The sequence below is a fragment of the Lentzea sp. NBRC 105346 genome (assembly GCF_030269605.1).
Taxonomy (GTDB): Bacteria; Actinomycetota; Actinomycetes; order Mycobacteriales; family Pseudonocardiaceae; genus Lentzea.
Map to the genome: position 1 here is coordinate 305715 of NZ_BSTQ01000005.1, position 15891 is coordinate 321605.

17 protein-coding genes are annotated in these 15891 nt (G+C 68.4%); 9 read left to right on the plus strand and 8 right to left on the minus strand.

Annotated elements, in window-relative coordinates; all coding sequences use genetic code 11:
* Positions 1 to 15 precede the first annotated feature (15 nt).
* Positions 16 to 594, plus strand: a complete 579-nt coding sequence (locus QSK35_RS13610; protein ID WP_285745844.1) for a DUF6518 family protein — start codon at positions 16 to 18, stop codon at positions 592 to 594.
* Here the strand turns inward: QSK35_RS13610 and QSK35_RS13615 are convergent.
* Both QSK35_RS13615 and QSK35_RS13620 read right to left on the minus strand, forming a co-directional pair.
* Complete coding sequence (locus QSK35_RS13615) at positions 591 to 1301, minus strand: transglycosylase SLT domain-containing protein (protein WP_285745846.1); 711 nt, start codon at positions 1299 to 1301, stop codon at positions 591 to 593. The genes QSK35_RS13610 and QSK35_RS13615 overlap by 4 nt on opposite strands.
* Positions 1302 to 1876: 575 nt before the next feature.
* A complete protein-coding gene (locus QSK35_RS13620; RefSeq protein ID WP_285745848.1) occupies positions 1877 to 2653 on the minus strand; it encodes a S1 family peptidase in 777 nt (258 codons plus the stop codon).
* Positions 2654 to 2908: 255 nt separating this feature from the next.
* Between QSK35_RS13620 and QSK35_RS13625 the strand changes: the two genes are divergently transcribed.
* Positions 2909 to 3550 (plus strand): class I SAM-dependent methyltransferase, encoded by a 642-nt coding sequence (locus QSK35_RS13625; RefSeq protein WP_285745850.1) that lies wholly within the window; start codon positions 2909 to 2911, stop codon positions 3548 to 3550.
* Positions 3551 to 3574: 24 nt separating this feature from the next.
* Positions 3575 to 4102, plus strand: coding sequence for a DinB family protein (locus QSK35_RS13630; RefSeq protein ID WP_285745852.1), 528 nt, complete (start codon positions 3575 to 3577; stop codon positions 4100 to 4102).
* An 8-nt stretch (positions 4103 to 4110) separates the two neighbouring features.
* On the opposite strand, the gene QSK35_RS13635 is transcribed toward QSK35_RS13630, so the two are convergent.
* The 3 genes from QSK35_RS13635 to QSK35_RS13645 are packed head-to-tail and all read right to left on the minus strand — an operon-like array spanning position 4111 to position 5554.
* Entirely contained in the window at positions 4111 to 4512 is a 402-nt protein-coding gene (locus QSK35_RS13635) for an arsenate reductase ArsC (RefSeq protein WP_285745854.1), read from the minus strand.
* Positions 4509 to 5201 (minus strand): aquaporin, encoded by a 693-nt coding sequence (locus tag QSK35_RS13640; protein ID WP_285745856.1) that lies wholly within the window; start codon positions 5199 to 5201, stop codon positions 4509 to 4511. Before QSK35_RS13640 ends, QSK35_RS13635 begins: the two co-directional genes overlap by 4 nt.
* Positions 5198 to 5554, minus strand: a complete 357-nt coding sequence (locus QSK35_RS13645; protein ID WP_285745858.1) for an ArsR/SmtB family transcription factor — start codon at positions 5552 to 5554, stop codon at positions 5198 to 5200. Before QSK35_RS13645 ends, QSK35_RS13640 begins: the two co-directional genes overlap by 4 nt.
* Positions 5555 to 5632: 78 nt before the next feature.
* On the opposite strand from QSK35_RS13645, the gene arsM reads away from it, so the two are divergent.
* Complete coding sequence (arsM, locus tag QSK35_RS13650; protein ID WP_285745860.1) at positions 5633 to 6442, plus strand: arsenite methyltransferase; 810 nt, start codon at positions 5633 to 5635, stop codon at positions 6440 to 6442.
* Positions 6443 to 6522: 80 nt separating this feature from the next.
* Here arsM and ddaH read toward each other — a convergent pair whose 3' ends face one another.
* Positions 6523 to 7413 (minus strand): dimethylargininase, encoded by an 891-nt coding sequence (gene ddaH / locus QSK35_RS13655; RefSeq protein ID WP_352243802.1) that lies wholly within the window; start codon positions 7411 to 7413, stop codon positions 6523 to 6525.
* A gap of 75 nt (positions 7414 to 7488) precedes the next feature.
* Between ddaH and QSK35_RS13660 the strand changes: the two genes are divergently transcribed.
* The 4 genes from QSK35_RS13660 (at position 7489) to QSK35_RS13675 (ending at position 11788) form a co-directional block, all read left to right on the plus strand.
* Complete coding sequence (locus QSK35_RS13660) at positions 7489 to 7929, plus strand: Lrp/AsnC family transcriptional regulator (RefSeq protein ID WP_285745862.1); 441 nt, start codon at positions 7489 to 7491, stop codon at positions 7927 to 7929.
* A gap of 10 nt (positions 7930 to 7939) precedes the next feature.
* Complete coding sequence (locus tag QSK35_RS13665) at positions 7940 to 8674, plus strand: enoyl-CoA hydratase (RefSeq protein WP_285745864.1); 735 nt, start codon at positions 7940 to 7942, stop codon at positions 8672 to 8674.
* A 226-nt stretch (positions 8675 to 8900) separates the two neighbouring features.
* A complete protein-coding gene (locus QSK35_RS13670) occupies positions 8901 to 10739 on the plus strand; it encodes a 2-oxoacid:acceptor oxidoreductase subunit alpha (RefSeq protein ID WP_285745866.1) in 1839 nt (612 codons plus the stop codon).
* A complete protein-coding gene (locus QSK35_RS13675) occupies positions 10736 to 11788 on the plus strand; it encodes a 2-oxoacid:ferredoxin oxidoreductase subunit beta (RefSeq protein WP_285745868.1) in 1053 nt (350 codons plus the stop codon). Before QSK35_RS13670 ends, QSK35_RS13675 begins: the two co-directional genes overlap by 4 nt.
* A gap of 66 nt (positions 11789 to 11854) precedes the next feature.
* Here QSK35_RS13675 and QSK35_RS13680 read toward each other — a convergent pair whose 3' ends face one another.
* Positions 11855 to 13858, minus strand: coding sequence for a sunset domain-containing protein (locus QSK35_RS13680; protein ID WP_285745869.1), 2004 nt, complete (start codon positions 13856 to 13858; stop codon positions 11855 to 11857).
* A gap of 145 nt (positions 13859 to 14003) precedes the next feature.
* Between QSK35_RS13680 and rarD the strand changes: the two genes are divergently transcribed.
* Positions 14004 to 14921 (plus strand): EamA family transporter RarD, encoded by a 918-nt coding sequence (gene rarD / locus QSK35_RS13685; RefSeq protein WP_285745870.1) that lies wholly within the window; start codon positions 14004 to 14006, stop codon positions 14919 to 14921.
* Here rarD and QSK35_RS13690 read toward each other — a convergent pair whose 3' ends face one another.
* On the minus strand, positions 14922 to 15884 hold the full coding sequence (locus tag QSK35_RS13690; protein ID WP_285746125.1) for a polyprenyl synthetase family protein: 963 nt from the start codon (positions 15882 to 15884) through the stop codon (positions 14922 to 14924). It lies immediately after the preceding gene.
* Positions 15885 to 15891: the final 7 nt, after the last annotated feature.

Here is a 15891-nt window from a genome sequence, read left to right on the forward strand (position 1 = left end):
GTGATCATGCGACGCGTGATTCGTGCGAGCGCGTTCTCGGTGGTCGGCGGCCTGGCGATCGGGGTCGCCACGAACCTGCTGCAGGGGGTGCTGCCAGGCCACTTCAATTCGATCGCGAACTCCGGATCGGTGTGGGTCGTCGGCGCGTTCGTCGCCGGTGCGCTCGCGACCCGGCGGGCGCCGCTGCTGGGGCTGCTCACACAGGTGTTCGCCGTCGTCGGCTACTACGGCTACGCCGAGCTCTTCCGGGACGGCATGGGCAGCGCGTACGCCCCGGCCGTCTGGCTCGGGTTCGCGCTCGTCGGCGGGCCGATCTTCGGCCTCGCCGGAACGTGGTGGCGGCGCGGTGCGGGCCGGCGGCCGATCATGGGTGCCGGGCTGCTCGGCGGCGTCTTCGGCATGGACGGCCTGTGGCACCTCATGGTGCTGCACTACCTGCCGACCGGGATGGCCTTCTGCGTCGTCGCGGTGCTCGTGCCCCTGGCGCTGGGCCGCACGTGGCGCGAACGCCTCCTGGGCGTGCTGTGCGCCGCGCTGGTGGCTCCGCTGGCGGTGAGCGTGCTCAGCATCGCCGCCGCGGTGACGGGCCTTTAGTAGCCGCGGTAGCCGCCGCCCAGCGCCAGGGAGGCGAGGCCGGGGTGGTTGGCGAAGCTGCCGTAGCGGGCGATGGTGTAGCGGACGCCGGCGATGATGTTGTCGACCGGGTTGAAGATGTCGCCGTGACCGGGCAGCGCGTACGCGCGGAAGGTCGGGTCGATGGTCTGCATGAGGCCCTTGGACGGAGTGCCACGCATGGCGTTGGAGTCCCAGTTGTTGACGGCGTTGGGGTTGCCGTTGGACTCCTTGATGATGATCGTGTAGATCGCGGGGACGGCGCTCTCGTCGATGTTGGTGCCGTTGGCCTGCAGGATCTTGATGGCTTCCTTGATCCAGCCCTCGATCTCGCGCTGCTTGGGCGGCTTGCGCAGCTCGGCCTGACGGGCGGCCTCCTCGGCGGCGGCCCGCTGGCGCGCGTCGTAGCCGTCCTTGGCGACCTTCGCGGCGGCGTTGAAGTTCTCCATGGCGTAGAGCTGCTGGCCCTGCAGCACCCGCGCGACCTCGGCACCGGGGTTGACCGCGTGCACGGTCTTCACGCCGACCTCTTCGGCGGCGGGGACGACGGCGAGGTCGGCGCCCGCGGCGAGCGGGTTCGTCTTCGCGCTGGCGACGTGCGCGATGGCGGCGGTGCCTGCGGCGACACCGGCGGCGACGAGGACCGCGGACACCCGGTGGGCGAGCGGGACCTTGTCATCGTCCTTCATGCGGTGCGAACCGACGTGCGCACCTTGAACGGGCACAACCGTGTACACGGTGCGCCCAGCAGCCTTGCTGTGCCGGGCCAAGGGGGAGCCTCCTGCATCGGGGAGTCCGGTCAGGACGCCTGGCGGGGGATCCAGGTGGCGTTGCTGCGGGACGCAACTCCGTGTCCTTGCGGTGACCGAACCGTTATCTGGCGGCTGGGAAAGTAACCTCGCGTCACGAGCGCAGGCAAGGCAGAGCTCTACGAGGGTGACCCTTGTCACGTTTCTTGGGGCGCATTGCTACTCGCTGCAACGGGTACCGGAGCGAGCAGTTAGTTAGCGCATGAGGCACAACTAATGTCTGGTCGTAAGTTCATCGATGCCTCCTGGATGAACCGGACGGAGCTGTTTGCTACGTCGGTTCGTGGTTCGCGGTCGTTATGGGGTTATGGATCAACCACCCGACCGTGTGACGAACGTGGTCGCGTGGTGACGTTGCGCAATCAGCTTGTGCGGCTGTATGAGGGCATACGGCTGGGAGGGCTGGTCAGTTCGAGAAAGGAGCCCCCGACGGCGGCGTTGTCGGGGGCACACGGCTAGTTGGCGAGCTGTCGCGCGAGCTCCGCCTGGTACGCCGAGATCCGCATCCACATCTTCGGCACGCCCGCCTGCTCACCACAGCCGTGGCCGAGCGTCACGGTGCCGACCAGCTTGCCCGCGACCACGAGCGGACCTCCGCCGTCGCCGGCGCACGTGGCGGTCCCGCCTTCGAGCCGGCCGCCGCACAGGCGGGTCTTCGGGTCGAACGCCTGCCCGTACTCCGTGGCGCACTTCGCGTTGTCGACGAGCGGAATGTCGGCCTTGCGCAGGAACTGCGACTCCTTCACCTGCGCGGTCCACCCCCAGCCCAGCGCGGTGCCGGTCACGCCGGGCTTCTCCAGGGCCGCGTCCGCGGGCCCGGCGAGCGGCAACGTCTTGTAGGGCAACGGTTTCGTCAGCGTGACCACCGCGACGTCGTTGAACAGCTGTTCGTCGTCGAACTTCGGGTGTACCCAGACCTTCGCCACATCGGCCACGACCCCGGCGCGACTCTTCCGGTCGTCGCGCCCGGCCACGATCTTGAGCTTGCGGGCGCTGACGCGCGTGGCGCACCAGGCCGACGTCACCACCTTGTTCGGGGCGGCCAGCGTGCCGCCGCAGAACTCGCTGACGCCCTTCACGTCGTCGGTCAGGTAGACCGCCCACGGAAAGTCCGCTGTCGACGCCCTGGCGCCGCCCGCGATCGCGCCGTGCACGTCGTCCGCCGCGGCCGTGCCCAGCGGAAGGGCCAGACCGAGCACCGCTCCGACGACCGCCGCCCACTTCCAGTTCATGTCTTCTCCCGTTCGGTTGGGGACGAACGGGATGGTGCCGAAGCGGAACGGGCTGAGACGCGGACAAGTTGTTGGCACAAGCGTTAATGGGAACCATGGGGATGGCGGGCCTTGGCCGAAAGTTCCGAAAACGGTTGCAGTCGCGCCCGGCGCGCAGCCTAAGTGGCCTTTGCCGAAACGGCGTCACGGGATCTCACGTTGTGGAGGTCGTCGATCAGCCACGTTGAAGGTCGACTTGAACCTAGAGTCGCGACCATGAACACGGTGCCCGCCGACCTCGATGTCATTCGCGACTCCTACGACCGCGCGGCCGACAACTACGTGGAAATGGGCGTCGGCGACATCCGCAAGCACCCGTGGCTGTGTGCCGCGCTGAATGTGTTCGCTGAGGCGGTCGGCGGCCGGGGCCCCGTGCTCGACGTCGGCTGCGGACCGGGCACGGTCACCGCCTACCTGGCCGAACGCGGCGTCGACGTCTCCGGCGTGGACCTGTCGCCCCGCATGATCGAACACGCGCGACGGCTGCATCCGGAGTGCACCTTCAGCGTTGGGTCCTCAACCGACCTCGAGCTGGCCGAGGCGTCGTTCGGTGGGGTGCTGGGCTGGTGGTCGTTGTTCAACCTGCCCCGCGACGTCCTGCCGCGCGTGCTGTCGTCGTTCGCAAAGGCGCTGGTGCCGCAGGGTCAGTTGATGATCGGGACACACGTCGGCGACGGCGATGTGCGGCGCACCGAGGCCTATGGCGTCCCGGTTCACTGGACCACCCACCTGTGGCAGCCCGAGCAGCTCGCCGCGCTGGTCGAGCAGACCGGGCTGCGGATCACGGCCGAGCTGCGGCTGCCCGCCAAGGGAGAGATCCGCCCCGGCGTGGTTCTCGTCGCGCAGCGCGAAGGCTGACCAAACGAAGCGCACACTGAGGTCATGGACAAGCAGTCCGTCCATGACGACATGGACCGTGCCCGCACGATCTTCCACGCACTTCTCGACGGCGCGGACGCGGATGACCTTCGCCGTCCGTCGCAAGGCACTCGGTGGACCAACCGCCAACTGCTGTTCCACATGCTGCTGGGCTACCTGATCATCCGCGCACTGCGGAACCTGGCTCGGCTCTTCGGACGGTTGCCGGCGAAGGCGAGTCGCGGATTCGCCCGGCTGCTCAACGCCGGTACCAGGCCGTTCGACTTCGTCAACTACCTCGGTTCCTGGCTGGGCGGGAACTTCCTGTCGCCCAGAGCGATGGGTGTGCTGTTCGATCGCACGATCGCGGCGCTGCATCGCAGGCTCGAGGCCGAGAGCGAGTCGGAACTGGGCCGGGGTATGCACTACCCGGTTCGGTGGGACCCGTTCTTCAGTGACTTCATGACCCTCGCGGACATCTACCGCTTCCCCACGCAACACTTCGACTTCCACCGTGCTCAGCTCACCCTGGGCAACGGCGGGGCGGCCTGACCCCGCGCCTAGGCCGCCGCGATCTCGTCGACAAGGCCGCGCACGCGCCGTTCGATCTCGTCGCGAATCGGCCGGACCGCCTCAACGCCCTGACCGGCCGGGTCTTCCAGCGTCCAGTCCAGGTACCGCTTGCCGGGGAAGAACGGGCAGGCGTCGCCGCATCCCATCGTGATGACGACGTCCGAGGCCTGCACCGCGTCCATGGTCAGGACCTTGGGCGTCTCCTGGGAGATGTCGATCCCGACTTCCTTCATGGCCTGCACGACGGACGGGTTGACCGTGTCAGCCGGTGCCGAGCCCGCGGAGCGGACCTCTACGCGATCCCCGGCGAGGTGGGTCAGGAAGGCGGCGGCCATCTGGGAACGGCCGGCGTTGTGCACGCAGACGAACAGCACGGACGGACGGCTCACGGCGTTGGCTCCTTGGAACGTGACGGGGCTGGACTGCTGAACACGACAACGACGACCAGCAGGCCGACGACGCCGCCGAGGAGTTGAGCGGCGATGAACGGGGCCACCGAGGTCGGCGCGATCCCGGCGAAGGTGTCCGTGAACGCCCTGCCGATCGTCACCGCCGGGTTGGCGAACGACGTCGAGGACGTGAACCAATAGGCCGAGCCGATGAAGGCCGCAACAGCCATCGGCACCAGGTGATCCTTACCGGACCGCAGCAGGCCGAAGATCAGAGCGACGAGGCCCGCCGTGGCCACCACCTCACCGAGGAGAAGGTTCCCGGCGTCACGGTTGTGAGTGGACCAGGTAACGAGCGGTTCGGCGAACATCGCGTTGGCCACGACCGCACCGGCGATCGCACCGGCCGTCTGCGCGAGCACGTAGGCGCCGGCCTCTTTGGCCGGGGGACGGTTCGCGAACCAGGCGACGAACGTGACGACCGGGTTGAAGTGCGCGCCCGAGATCGGGCCGAACAACGCGATCAGCACACCGAGGCCGAACACCGTGGCCAACGAGTTGGCGAGCAGCTGCACGCCGACGTCGTGGGACAGCTTCGCGGCTTGAATCCCGGAACCTACGACCACGGCCACGAGTGCGGCGGTTCCGAGCGCTTCAGCAGCCGCCCGCCGCCGGAGCGAGCCGGTCATGCGTTCACGGGGGTGCGCAGGAACGCGGCCAGCCGGTCGAGCGCGGCGGGCAGCGCCCAGTAGTAGACCCATGTCCCACGTCGTTCGCAGTCCACGAGCCCGGCTTGCCGCAGCAGCTTGAGGTGGTGGGAGATCGTCGGCTGGGCCAACTCGAAGGCCGGTGTCAGCTCACAGACGCAGACCTCGCCGCCCTCACGAGACGCGATCATCGAGAGCAGCCGCAACCGCACCGGGTCACCAAGAGCCTTGAACACGACAGCCAGCTCGACGGCCTGTTCGGCGTCCAGCGGCGCAGCCGCGACGCTGCCGCAACAGCCGTCCGGCTGCACGATCTCCAGCTTTTGATTCGACACTCTTCTATCTTGACGTTCTTCGAATCAAGGCGCAAGGTTGCATCGACAGACATCGATACAACGATTTGAGGGGCAGAGATGAGCGAGTCGTCTACGAACCTGCGCGAGGTCGTCCGCCAGCGCTACGCCGCGGCAGCCGTGAAGGTCACCGACGGCGGCACGGCGTGTTGCGGACCTCAGCCGATCGAGACCGACGAGAACTTCGGCTCGACCCTCTACGCCGCCGACGACCGCGACGCACTGCCGGCCGAAGCCGTCGCCGCCTCACTCGGGTGCGGCAACCCGACCGCCGTCGCCGAGCTGAACGAAGGCGAACGCGTCCTGGACCTGGGCTCCGGTGGCGGGATCGACGTCCTGTTGTCCGCGCGCCGAGTCGGTCCGACCGGCAAGGCCTACGGCCTGGACATGACGGAGGAGATGCTGGCTCTCGCGTTGGCCAACACGGCCAGGGCAGGAGCGACCAACGTCGAGTTCCTGAAGGGCAACATCGAGGCAATCCCGTTGCCTGCCAACACAATTGACGTCGTGATCTCCAACTGCGTGATCAACCTGTCCACTGACAAGTCCGCCGTGTTCGCCGAGACGTTCCGCGTTCTCAAGCCTGGTGGGCGCATCGGCGTCTCCGACGTCGTGTCCAACGACGACCTCACGGCCGAGCAGCGAGCCAAGCGCGGCAGCCATGTCGGGTGCATTGCCGGGGCGCTCTCGTTCGCCGAGTACCGGGAAGGCCTTGAAGCCGCGGGCTTCGCCAACGTGGAGATCACGCCGACCCACGAGGTCGCCGACGGGATGCACTCCGCGATCGTGCGAGCGGTCAAGCCGGCCGATGTTGCCGAGGGCACGGTTTCCCTGCCGTTGGCGGAAGGTACGTCAGGCTGCTGCGCTTAACACCACGAACAGATCTGCGCTGGTGAAGACCTGTTTCAGGTCTACAACCAGCGCAGATCAGGTGACTGCGTGGGCGAGGTCTAACCGCGCAGTTCCATCGTGCAGCACTTGGGACCGCCGCCGGACTTGCGGAGCTCCGAGATGTCCACGAGGACGGGCTCGAAGCCGCGCATCGCGACCTGCTCGGCCAGGTGCGTGGCCTCGACGGGCATGACCACGTGCTTGCCGTCGGACACGGCGTTGAGGCCGAGGCAGACGGCGTCGTCGTCGTTGGCGATGACGGCGTCCGGGAACAGGCGGCGCAGCACCTGCTGCGAGCCCGGCGAGAAGGCCTCGGGGTAGTAGGCCACCAGCGGGCGCTCCGACTGGTCGTCGAGCATGAACAGCGCCACGTCGAGGTGGTAGAAGCGCGGGTCGACCAGCTGCAGCGACACGACCGGGACGCCGAGGACCTCCTGGGCCTCGCCGTGCGCGTGCGGGTCGGTGCGGAAGCCCGTGCCGGCCAGCAGGAGCTGGCCCGTCCACGTGAAGTCGCCCTCGGCCTCGTTCACGGCCGTCGGCATCACGACGGACTTGTAGCCCGACGAGAGGAACCAGCGGCGGTAGTGGTCGGCCTCGGCCGCGCGCTGCTCGGCGCGGAAGCGGGAGCCGAGGACGCGGCCGTCGATGACGGTGCCCGAGTTGGCCGCGAAGACCATGTCCGGCAGGCCCGGCTCGGGGGTGATCGTCGAGACCTCGTGACCGAGGCGCTCGTACGTCTCCTTCAAAGCCGTCCACTGCTCCATCGCCAGCTCGGTCGACACCGGCTGCGAGGGATCCATCCACGGGTTGATCGCGTACTCGACGGTGAAGTACCGCGGCGGGCACATGAGGTACCGGCGCGTGGTCGCGACGCGCGCGGGCGCGAACGGGGTCGCGATGTCGAGCGTGATCGGCTCGTCCGCGGGCCCGAAGATGGATACCGAGGTCATGGATCGAAATGTAGATGTAGCAACGACCATCGCTCAACGCCGCGACATTGCGTGTTTTGGTGCAGAATGTTGCGTGTGGACACCATCGACCATCGAATCATTTCGTGCCTGATGTCCAACGCCCGATCGAGCTACGCGGAGATCGGCAAGGAGGTCGGGTTGTCGGCGCCGGCGGTGAAGCGTCGCGTGGACAAACTGCTGGACAACGGGGTGTTACGCGGCTTCACGGCGGTCGTCGACCCGGAGGCGCTCGGGTGGGGCACGGAGGCCTTCGTCGAGGTGCACTGCCGGGGCAACGTCGCGCCGCACGACATCCAGCAGCGACTGGAGGCGATGGCCGAGGTCAGGGCCGCCTACACGGTGTCCGGCGCGGCCGACGCCATCGTTCACCTGCGGGCCGCCGACATCCATCACCTGGAGAGCGCGCTGGAGCGGCTGCGCGGCGTCGAGATCATCGACCGCACGGTGTCGACGGTCGTGCTGTCCCGGCTCCTGGACCGGCCGCCCGCTCCGTAAGGTGCAGTCCATGCTGGACATCCGCGACCGCGTTGCCGTCATCACGCTGAACGACCCCGAGCGCCGCAACGCGCTGACGCTGGACCTGTCCCGGCAGCTGCAGGACGCGGTCGAGCACTGCGAGCAGAACGAGGACGTGCACGCCGTGATCATCACGGGCGCGCCGCCCGCGTTCTGCGCCGGCGCCGACCTGACGCAGCTCGGCGAGGCCAAGGCCGAGGGCCTGCGCAAGATCTACGCGGGCTTCCTCGCCGTGGCGAACTGTGCACTCCCCACAATCGCGGCCGTCAACGGCGCCGCGGTGGGCGCCGGGCTCAACCTCGCGCTGGCGTGTGACGTCCGCATCGCGGGACCGAAGGCCCGGTTCGACGCGCGCTTCCTCCAGCTCGGCATCCACCCCGGCGGCGGCATGACGTGGATGCTGCAACGGATCGCCGGCCCGCAGACCGCGACCGCGATGACCTTGCTCGGCCGCATCCTCGATGCCGACGAGGCCGTCCGGGTGGGTCTGGCATACGAGAAGGCCGAGGATCCACTGTCGGTGGCACGGCAGCTGGCCAGCGCGTCCGCCGAGGCGCCGAGGGCACTCGTGCGGACCATCAAGCAGACGATGCGGGTGACCGATGTTCTGGACGACCACGCGACGGCCGTGGAGACGGAACTCGTCCCCCAGGTGGCCTCGATCGACACTCCGGAGTTCGCTGCCAGGCTGGCAGCGATGAAGGCGAAGATCAGCGGGCGATAGGTGTAACCTGAAGTAACAGTTACTTCTAGTCTGGCGATGGCCTGTGATGTGAGCCGCATTCGGACGTCGTCAGCTAATGCTGTGCTTACCGTCGAGTTAAGGCGGAGGTGCTGGTTTGGGACGGATCGTCCCGCCTACTGATACAAGTGCGGACCCGCACACAACCCGGACGACTACCCTCGCGAGTGTGTAGATGCCACCCGTGAAGAGAGGGATTGGCCAAGGAATGAGCACTGAGACCCGGAAGCTGGATCGCGTGGTGATCCGCTTCGCCGGCGACTCCGGTGACGGCATGCAGCTCACCGGGGACCGGTTCACCTCCGAGGCCGCGGCGTTCGGCAACGACCTCGCGACCCAGCCCAACTTCCCGGCCGAGATCCGCGCGCCACAAGGGACTCTGCCCGGTGTCTCGTCGTTCCAGCTGCACTTCGCGGACTACGACATCCTGACCCCCGGCGACCGCCCCGACGTGCTCGTGGCGATGAACCCGGCGGCGCTCAAGGCGAACATCGGTGACCTGCCCAAGGGCGGCATCCTGATCGTCAACACCGACGAGTTCACCAAGCGGAACCTCACGAAGGTCGGTTACGACGCGAACCCCCTCGAGGACGCGTCGCTGGAGCCCTTCCAGGTGCACAAGGTCGCGATGGCCACGCTGACCATCGGCGCCGTCGAGAGCACCGGCCTGGGCAAGAAGGACGCGGAGCGCGCGAAGAACATGTTCGCGCTCGGCCTGCTGTCGTGGATGTACCACCGGCCGACCGAGGGCACGGAACGGTTCCTGCGCGAGAAGTTCGCCAAGAAGCCGGACATCGCCGAGGCCAACGTCCTGGCGTTCCGCGCCGGCTGGAACTACGGCGAGACCACCGAGTCGTTCGCGGTCACCTTCGAGGTCGCACCCGCGAAGCTCGACACCGGTACCTACCGGCAGATCACCGGCAACACCGCGCTCGCCTACGGGATCGTGGCCGCGGGCCAGCAGTCCGGGCTGCCGGTCGTGCTGGGCACGTACCCGATCACCCCGGCGTCCGACATCCTCCACGAACTGTCGCGCCACAAGAACTTCGGCATCACCACGGTGCAGGCCGAGGACGAGATCGCCGGCATCGGCATCGCGCTCGGCGCGTCCTACGGCGGCTCGCTCGGCGTCACGTCGACGTCCGGCCCCGGTGTGGCGCTGAAGTCCGAGACCATCGGCCTCGCGGTGATGACCGAGCTGCCCCTGATCGTGATCGACGTGCAGCGCGGCGGCCCCTCCACCGGCCTGCCGACGAAGACCGAGCAGGCGGACCTGCTGCAGGCGATGTTCGGCCGCAACGGCGAGTCGCCGGTGCCGATCGTGGCGCCGCAGTCCCCCGCCGACTGCTTCGACGCCGCCCTCGACGCGGCCCGCATCGCGCTGACCTACCGCACGCCGGTGCTGCTGCTGTCCGACGGCGCGATCGCGAACGGCTCGGAGCCGTGGCTGATCCCGGACGTCTCCACGTTGCCGGACCTGTCGGTCGAGTTCGCCACCGATCCCGAGGGCTTCGAGCCGTACTCCCGCGACCCCGAGACGCTGGCCCGCCCGTGGGCCGTGCCGGGCACGCCGGGCCTGCAGCACCGCATCGGTGGCCTGGAGAAGCAGCACGGGTCGGGCAACATCTCCTACGACCCGGCCAACCACGACTTCATGGTTCGCCTGCGCCAGCAGAAGATCGACGGCATCGAGGTGCCCGACGTGGTCGTGGACGACCCTTCGGGTGAGGCCCGTGTACTGGTCGTCGGCTGGGGTTCGTCCTTCGGCCCGATTGGCGCCGCGGCGAGGCGGGTACGCAAGCTGGGTATGCAGGTGGCGCACGCGCACCTGCGACACCTGAACCCGTTCCCGAAGAACCTCGGCGACGTGCTCTCGCGGTACGAGCGCGTGATCGTCCCGGAAATGAATCTGGGACAGCTGGCGTTGTTGTTGAGGGCCAAGTACTTGGTGGACGCGGTTTCCTACACCAAGGTGCAGGGCCTGCCGTTCAAGGCGGAGGAGCTCCAGAACGTGCTGGCTGACGTCATCAAGGGGGTGCCGGCATGACGGCCATCGATCTCGGTCTGCCGGGGCTGAGTGGTGTCCCGACCACCGACGAGAAGCAGACCGCCAAGGACTACAAGTCCGACCAGGAAGTGCGCTGGTGCCCCGGCTGCGGTGACTACGTGGTGCTCAACGCCGTGCAGTCGTTCCTGCCGTCACTCGGCCTCAAGCGCGAGAACATCGTGTTCGTGTCGGGCATCGGGTGCTCGTCCCGGTTCCCGTACTACATGAACACCTACGGGATGCACTCCATCCACGGCCGTGCCCCGGCCATCGCGACCGGCCTGGCCGTGGCGCGACCGGACCTCTCGGTGTGGGTGGTGACCGGTGACGGCGACGCGCTGTCCATCGGCGGCAACCACCTGATCCACACGTTGCGGCGCAACGTGAACCTCAAGATCCTGCTGTTCAACAACCGGATCTACGGCCTCACCAAGGGCCAGTACTCGCCCACCTCCGAGGAGGGCAAGGTCACCAAGTCCACGCCCGCCGGCTCGCTGGACCACCCGTTCAACCCGGTGTCGCTGGCGCTGGGCGCGGAGGCCTCGTTCGTCGGACGTGCGGTCGACTCCGACCGCGCCGGGCTCACCGAGGTGCTGCGGCAGGCGGCCGAGCACCGCGGTTCGGCGCTGGTCGAGATCTACCAGAACTGCCCGATCTTCAACGACGGCGCGTTCGACGTCCTCAAGGACGCCGACGAGGCCTCGCGCCGGATCATCAACGTCGTCGACGGCCAACCGATCAAGTTCGGGCGCGAGGGCGAGTACGCCGTCGTGCGCGACGGCTTCGGCCTGACCGTGGCAAAGACCGCCGACGTGGTCGAGGAGGACGTCGTCGTGCACGACGCCTCGGACCTCAACCTGGCGTTCGCGCTGTCGCGGCTGTCGACGCAGGACCTGGAGCACACGGTCACCGGCGTGTTCCGCAACACGCAGCGCGCCACCTACGACGACTCCGCCCGCGCGCAGGTCGCCGAGGCCGTGGCGGCCAAGCCGGCCGACCTCGGTGCCCTCCTGCGCGGCAAGGACACCTGGACCGTCGCCGGCGAGTAGCCAGTAGTGCCGTTATGGCCACCTTGACGGACCTGAGGTCCGTCAAGGTGGCCATAACGGTTTTGGTCAGGGGGCGGGGCGGAAGCCCGCCTTCTGGGCGTCCGCGACCGTGCGGAACCAGACGTCGGCGCGGGTCTCGGTGAAGTTCGCGGACTCGTTCGTGTAGTACCGGCGCCCGGTCAGGGTCGCCTTGACGGCGAAGTCCTCGGCCGGGGCGTGACCGTCGGACCGGGGCAGCACCGAGCCGGGCCCGAACGGGGACCGCGGGTTGAACCCCTCGGGCTGCTGGTACCGGGTGGTCGGCGTGCCGTTGCCACCGGTGGACGGACTGAATCCCACGGGACGCGGACGTGTCGGCCGGACGGGCGCCGGCGTGGGAGCCGGCTGGGGTGCCGGCGCGGGCGTCTGGAACGGCCGGGGCGGCGTGGAGCGGCGCGCCTCGCGGATCGGCAGACCGGCCGAGGTCTCGCGGCGCGGCAGGTCCGTCTCCGGGGGCGCGGGCTCGGCGGCCTGCTCGCTCAGCGGCGGGCCGGGCACGAACGTCGGGACGAACGGCTGGTCCTGCGACGCCGGGGGCTCCGGGCGCTTGGTCTCGGTGAGGGGCGGCCCGTCGTCGGCTTCGAGGATGGGCTCGAACAGCGAGCGCGGGCGTTCCACGACCGGCTGCTGCGGCTCGGCTTGCTGCGGAACGGGCTCGGCCGGCGTGCGCTTCGGCAGCGGGGCGGGCTTGGTTCCGTTGGAGAGCTTCACGGCGTCGGCGTCAGCGTCGACCGGGGTGACCGCGGCGAACGGGTCGAAGGCCGTCTTGGTGACCGGTTCGTCGGTGTCCGAGAAGGGCTCGTAGGTCGACTTGGCGAACGGGTCGAACGCGGGCTGCTCGGCGGCGACGGGTTCCGGCTCGGGCCGGGGTTCCGGCTCGGGGAACACCACCACCTGCGGCTGGGCGAACCCGGCCTGCGGCTCGGGTTCAGGCTCCGGCTCGGGGAACACCTGCTGCGGCTCGGGCTCGGCAAAGGCCTGCGGCTCGGGCTCGGCAAAGGCCTGCGGCTCGGGCTCGGCGAACGTCTGCGGCTCAGGCTCAGGCTCAGGCTCAGGCTCGACGAGGCCCCGCGGCTCAGGCTCGGCGAACACGATCCGCGGCTCGGTGAAGACGTCCTGCGGGTCGGGCTCAGCGGATTCCTCCGCGGCAACCGGCTCCTGTTCGGTCTCCTCAACCGGCCGGTACGCCGCACCGGGCCGCCAGCCCTGCGGTTCGACCACGGGAGCCTGGACGAGCGTCTGCTCGGCCGGAGACTCCTCTGGCACGACCGGCTCTTGGATCACGGTCTGCTCGACAGGCGCGACAGCGGCCTGGATCAGGGTCTGCTCGGACTCGGAGAGGTCGGGCTCGACCTCGGCCCGCGAGACCTGCGCGTGAAACTCGTCGAGCCGCGACTGCTCGTCGGCGTCCAGTTGAGGCTCGGCGGGCCGCATGTAGGTGGTGCGCTCGTCGCCACCGGACAGCCGGTTCGCGATCTGGTCCTGCAGGCCGGCGTACTCGCCGGTGAGGTCGTTCTCGGGCCAGTGGTCCTCGGCGGAGGGCTCGTCCTCCTGCTCGGCGGCCTCGTCGAGGAACGTCTCCTGTTCCTGCTCCTGCTCGGCCCACACCTCGCGGGGCTGGTAGATGAAGTCGTCGGCGGGCTGGTCGACCTCGGCGGGAGCCATCGGCTCGTGGTCGACGGGCGCGACCTCGGCGGTGGGCACGAACGCGGGCACGACGCGGGGCTGTTCCTCAACGGGGGTGAGGCGCTCGTGCAGCGAACGGGGCCGATCCTCCTCGAGCTCCTCAACGCGCGGCGACGAGACCAGCACCTCGTCCGCCAACGACGGAGCCGGTTCCCAATCATCGACAATGAAGTCGTCAGCGGGAGCCGCCACGACCGGCGCGGGCGCCGACCGAGCCTGAAGAAGTTGATCTTCGAGGTGAGCGACCTGCTTGCGGACCGGCCGGACCAGAATCACCCAGGTCAGCAGCACACCGGTCACGAACGCAAGCAGACTCCACAGCCAGACCTGCCCGAAGATCGACACGGGTAAGCCCCTTCTATAACCCCACCCCGACTCGCTCACCCAGAAGTGTGAGCGCGCCCAAAACTACAGTGCCGGTTCCGATGCTGCGTCACCACGCCTTCCGGTGCAAACTCCCAGGCCAAACGGCGGCGTAGAGTCGCCATATGTGCCCCCTCTGACCAACTCGACGGCGACCTCGGCAGATATTCACACCCGGCGAGGTGTCGCCTACGGAGCAGGCGCCTACATCCTCTGGGGCTTGGTGCCCGCCTACTGGCCACTCCTGGTGCCCGCCGGAGCCGCCGAGATCCTGGCGCACCGCATCGCGTGGTCCCTGGTCCTCATGGCCATCGTCACCACGGCCTTACGAGGCTGGCGGCCGCTGCGGACGTTATCCCGCAAAGGCTGGTTGATGGTCACCGCCGCGAGCGTGCTGGTAGCGGCGAACTGGGGCACCTACATCTACGCGGTCAACTCGCAGCATGTCGTGGAGGCCGCGCTCGGCTACTTCATCAATCCGCTGGTCAGCGTCGTCCTGGGCGTCGTGGTGCTGCGCGAGCGGCTCAGGAAGACGCAAACGGTCGCAATCGGCATCGCGGTGCTGGCCGTGGTCGTGCTGACCGTGGACTACGGCAGGCTGCCGTGGATCTCGCTGGTGGTGGCGTGTTCGTTCGGCCTCTACGGCTTGATCAAGAAGACGGTGCCACTGGACTCCGCGACGAGCCTGACGGCGGAGAGCATGATCCTCGGCCCGATCGCGATCGCCTACCTGTTCACGTTGAGTGCCAACACCTTCACCGGCCACGGGGTGGGGCACGCCCTGTTGCTGGCATCGACCGGCGTGGTCACAGCGGTACCGCTGCTGCTGTTCGGCGCGGGCGCCAGGCGGGTGCCGCTGGCGACCATGGGGATGCTGCAGTACCTGGCGCCGATCCTGCAGTTCGCGTGGGGCGTGTTCGTGATGCACGAGCCGATGCCGGCAAGCAGGTGGATCGGCTTCGGCCTGGTGTGGCTGGCCCTGCTGGTGTTCACACTCGACGCCGTGCGCAACAGCCGGCGACGGCTGCTGGCACCGGTCGAATAATCAGCGCGAGCGGACGACCACGTAGGTCGCGAGCTCCTCCAGGGCGTCGCGGGCCGGGCAGGCCGGGAGTTTGCCCAGCTCGGCGCGGGCACGGTCGGCGTAGGAGTCGAGCACCTCACGCGCCTTGTCCATCCCGGACGAAGCGCGCAGCAGGTCCAGGGCCTCATCAACCAACGCGTCGTCGTGGATCGGACCCGCCAGCAGCTCAGCCAACCGAGTCTCGGAGGGGTCAGCCAACGCGTAGAGCATCGGCAGCGTCTTGACGCCCTCCCGCAAATCGGTACCGGGCGTCTTCCCGGACTCCAACGAAGGCGAGGCGATGTCGATGACGTCGTCGGAGATCTGGAAGGCCGCCCCGATGATCTCGGCATACCGACGCAACGCGTCGGTCTCCTCTTCGCTCACATCCGAGAACATGCCGCCGAACCGGGCGGCAGTGGAGATCAGGACGCCGGTCTTCTCCTCAATGACCTTGAGGTAGTGCTCGATCGGGTCTTCACCATCGCGCGGTCCCACGGTCTCGCGCATCTGCCCGGTAACAAGCACGGAGAACGTCTCAGCAATGATCCGCGCAGCGTCAGTACCGAGATCGGCAGTCAGCCGAGAGGCATGCGCGAAGAGATAATCCCCGGTGAGGATGGCAATGCTGTTGTCCCACTTGGCGTTGGCGGACTCAGCCCCACGCCGCATGGTCGCCTCATCCATGACGTCGTCGTGGTAGAGGGTGGCGAGGTGCGTGAGCTCCACCACAGCAGCAGCCGTGATGACCTTCTCGTGGTCCCAGGACGACCCGAACTGCGCCGCCAGCAGGGTGAAGAGCGGGCGGATTCGCTTCCCGCCCGCCTCCACCAAGTGCAACGAGGTCTCCATGACCGGGTGGAACTCGCTCCGCACGACCTCGTGCAGGATCTGCTCCACCTCGGCCAGGCCGCCCTGGATCACGTCGGTGAGCACGGGATCCATCGCCGGG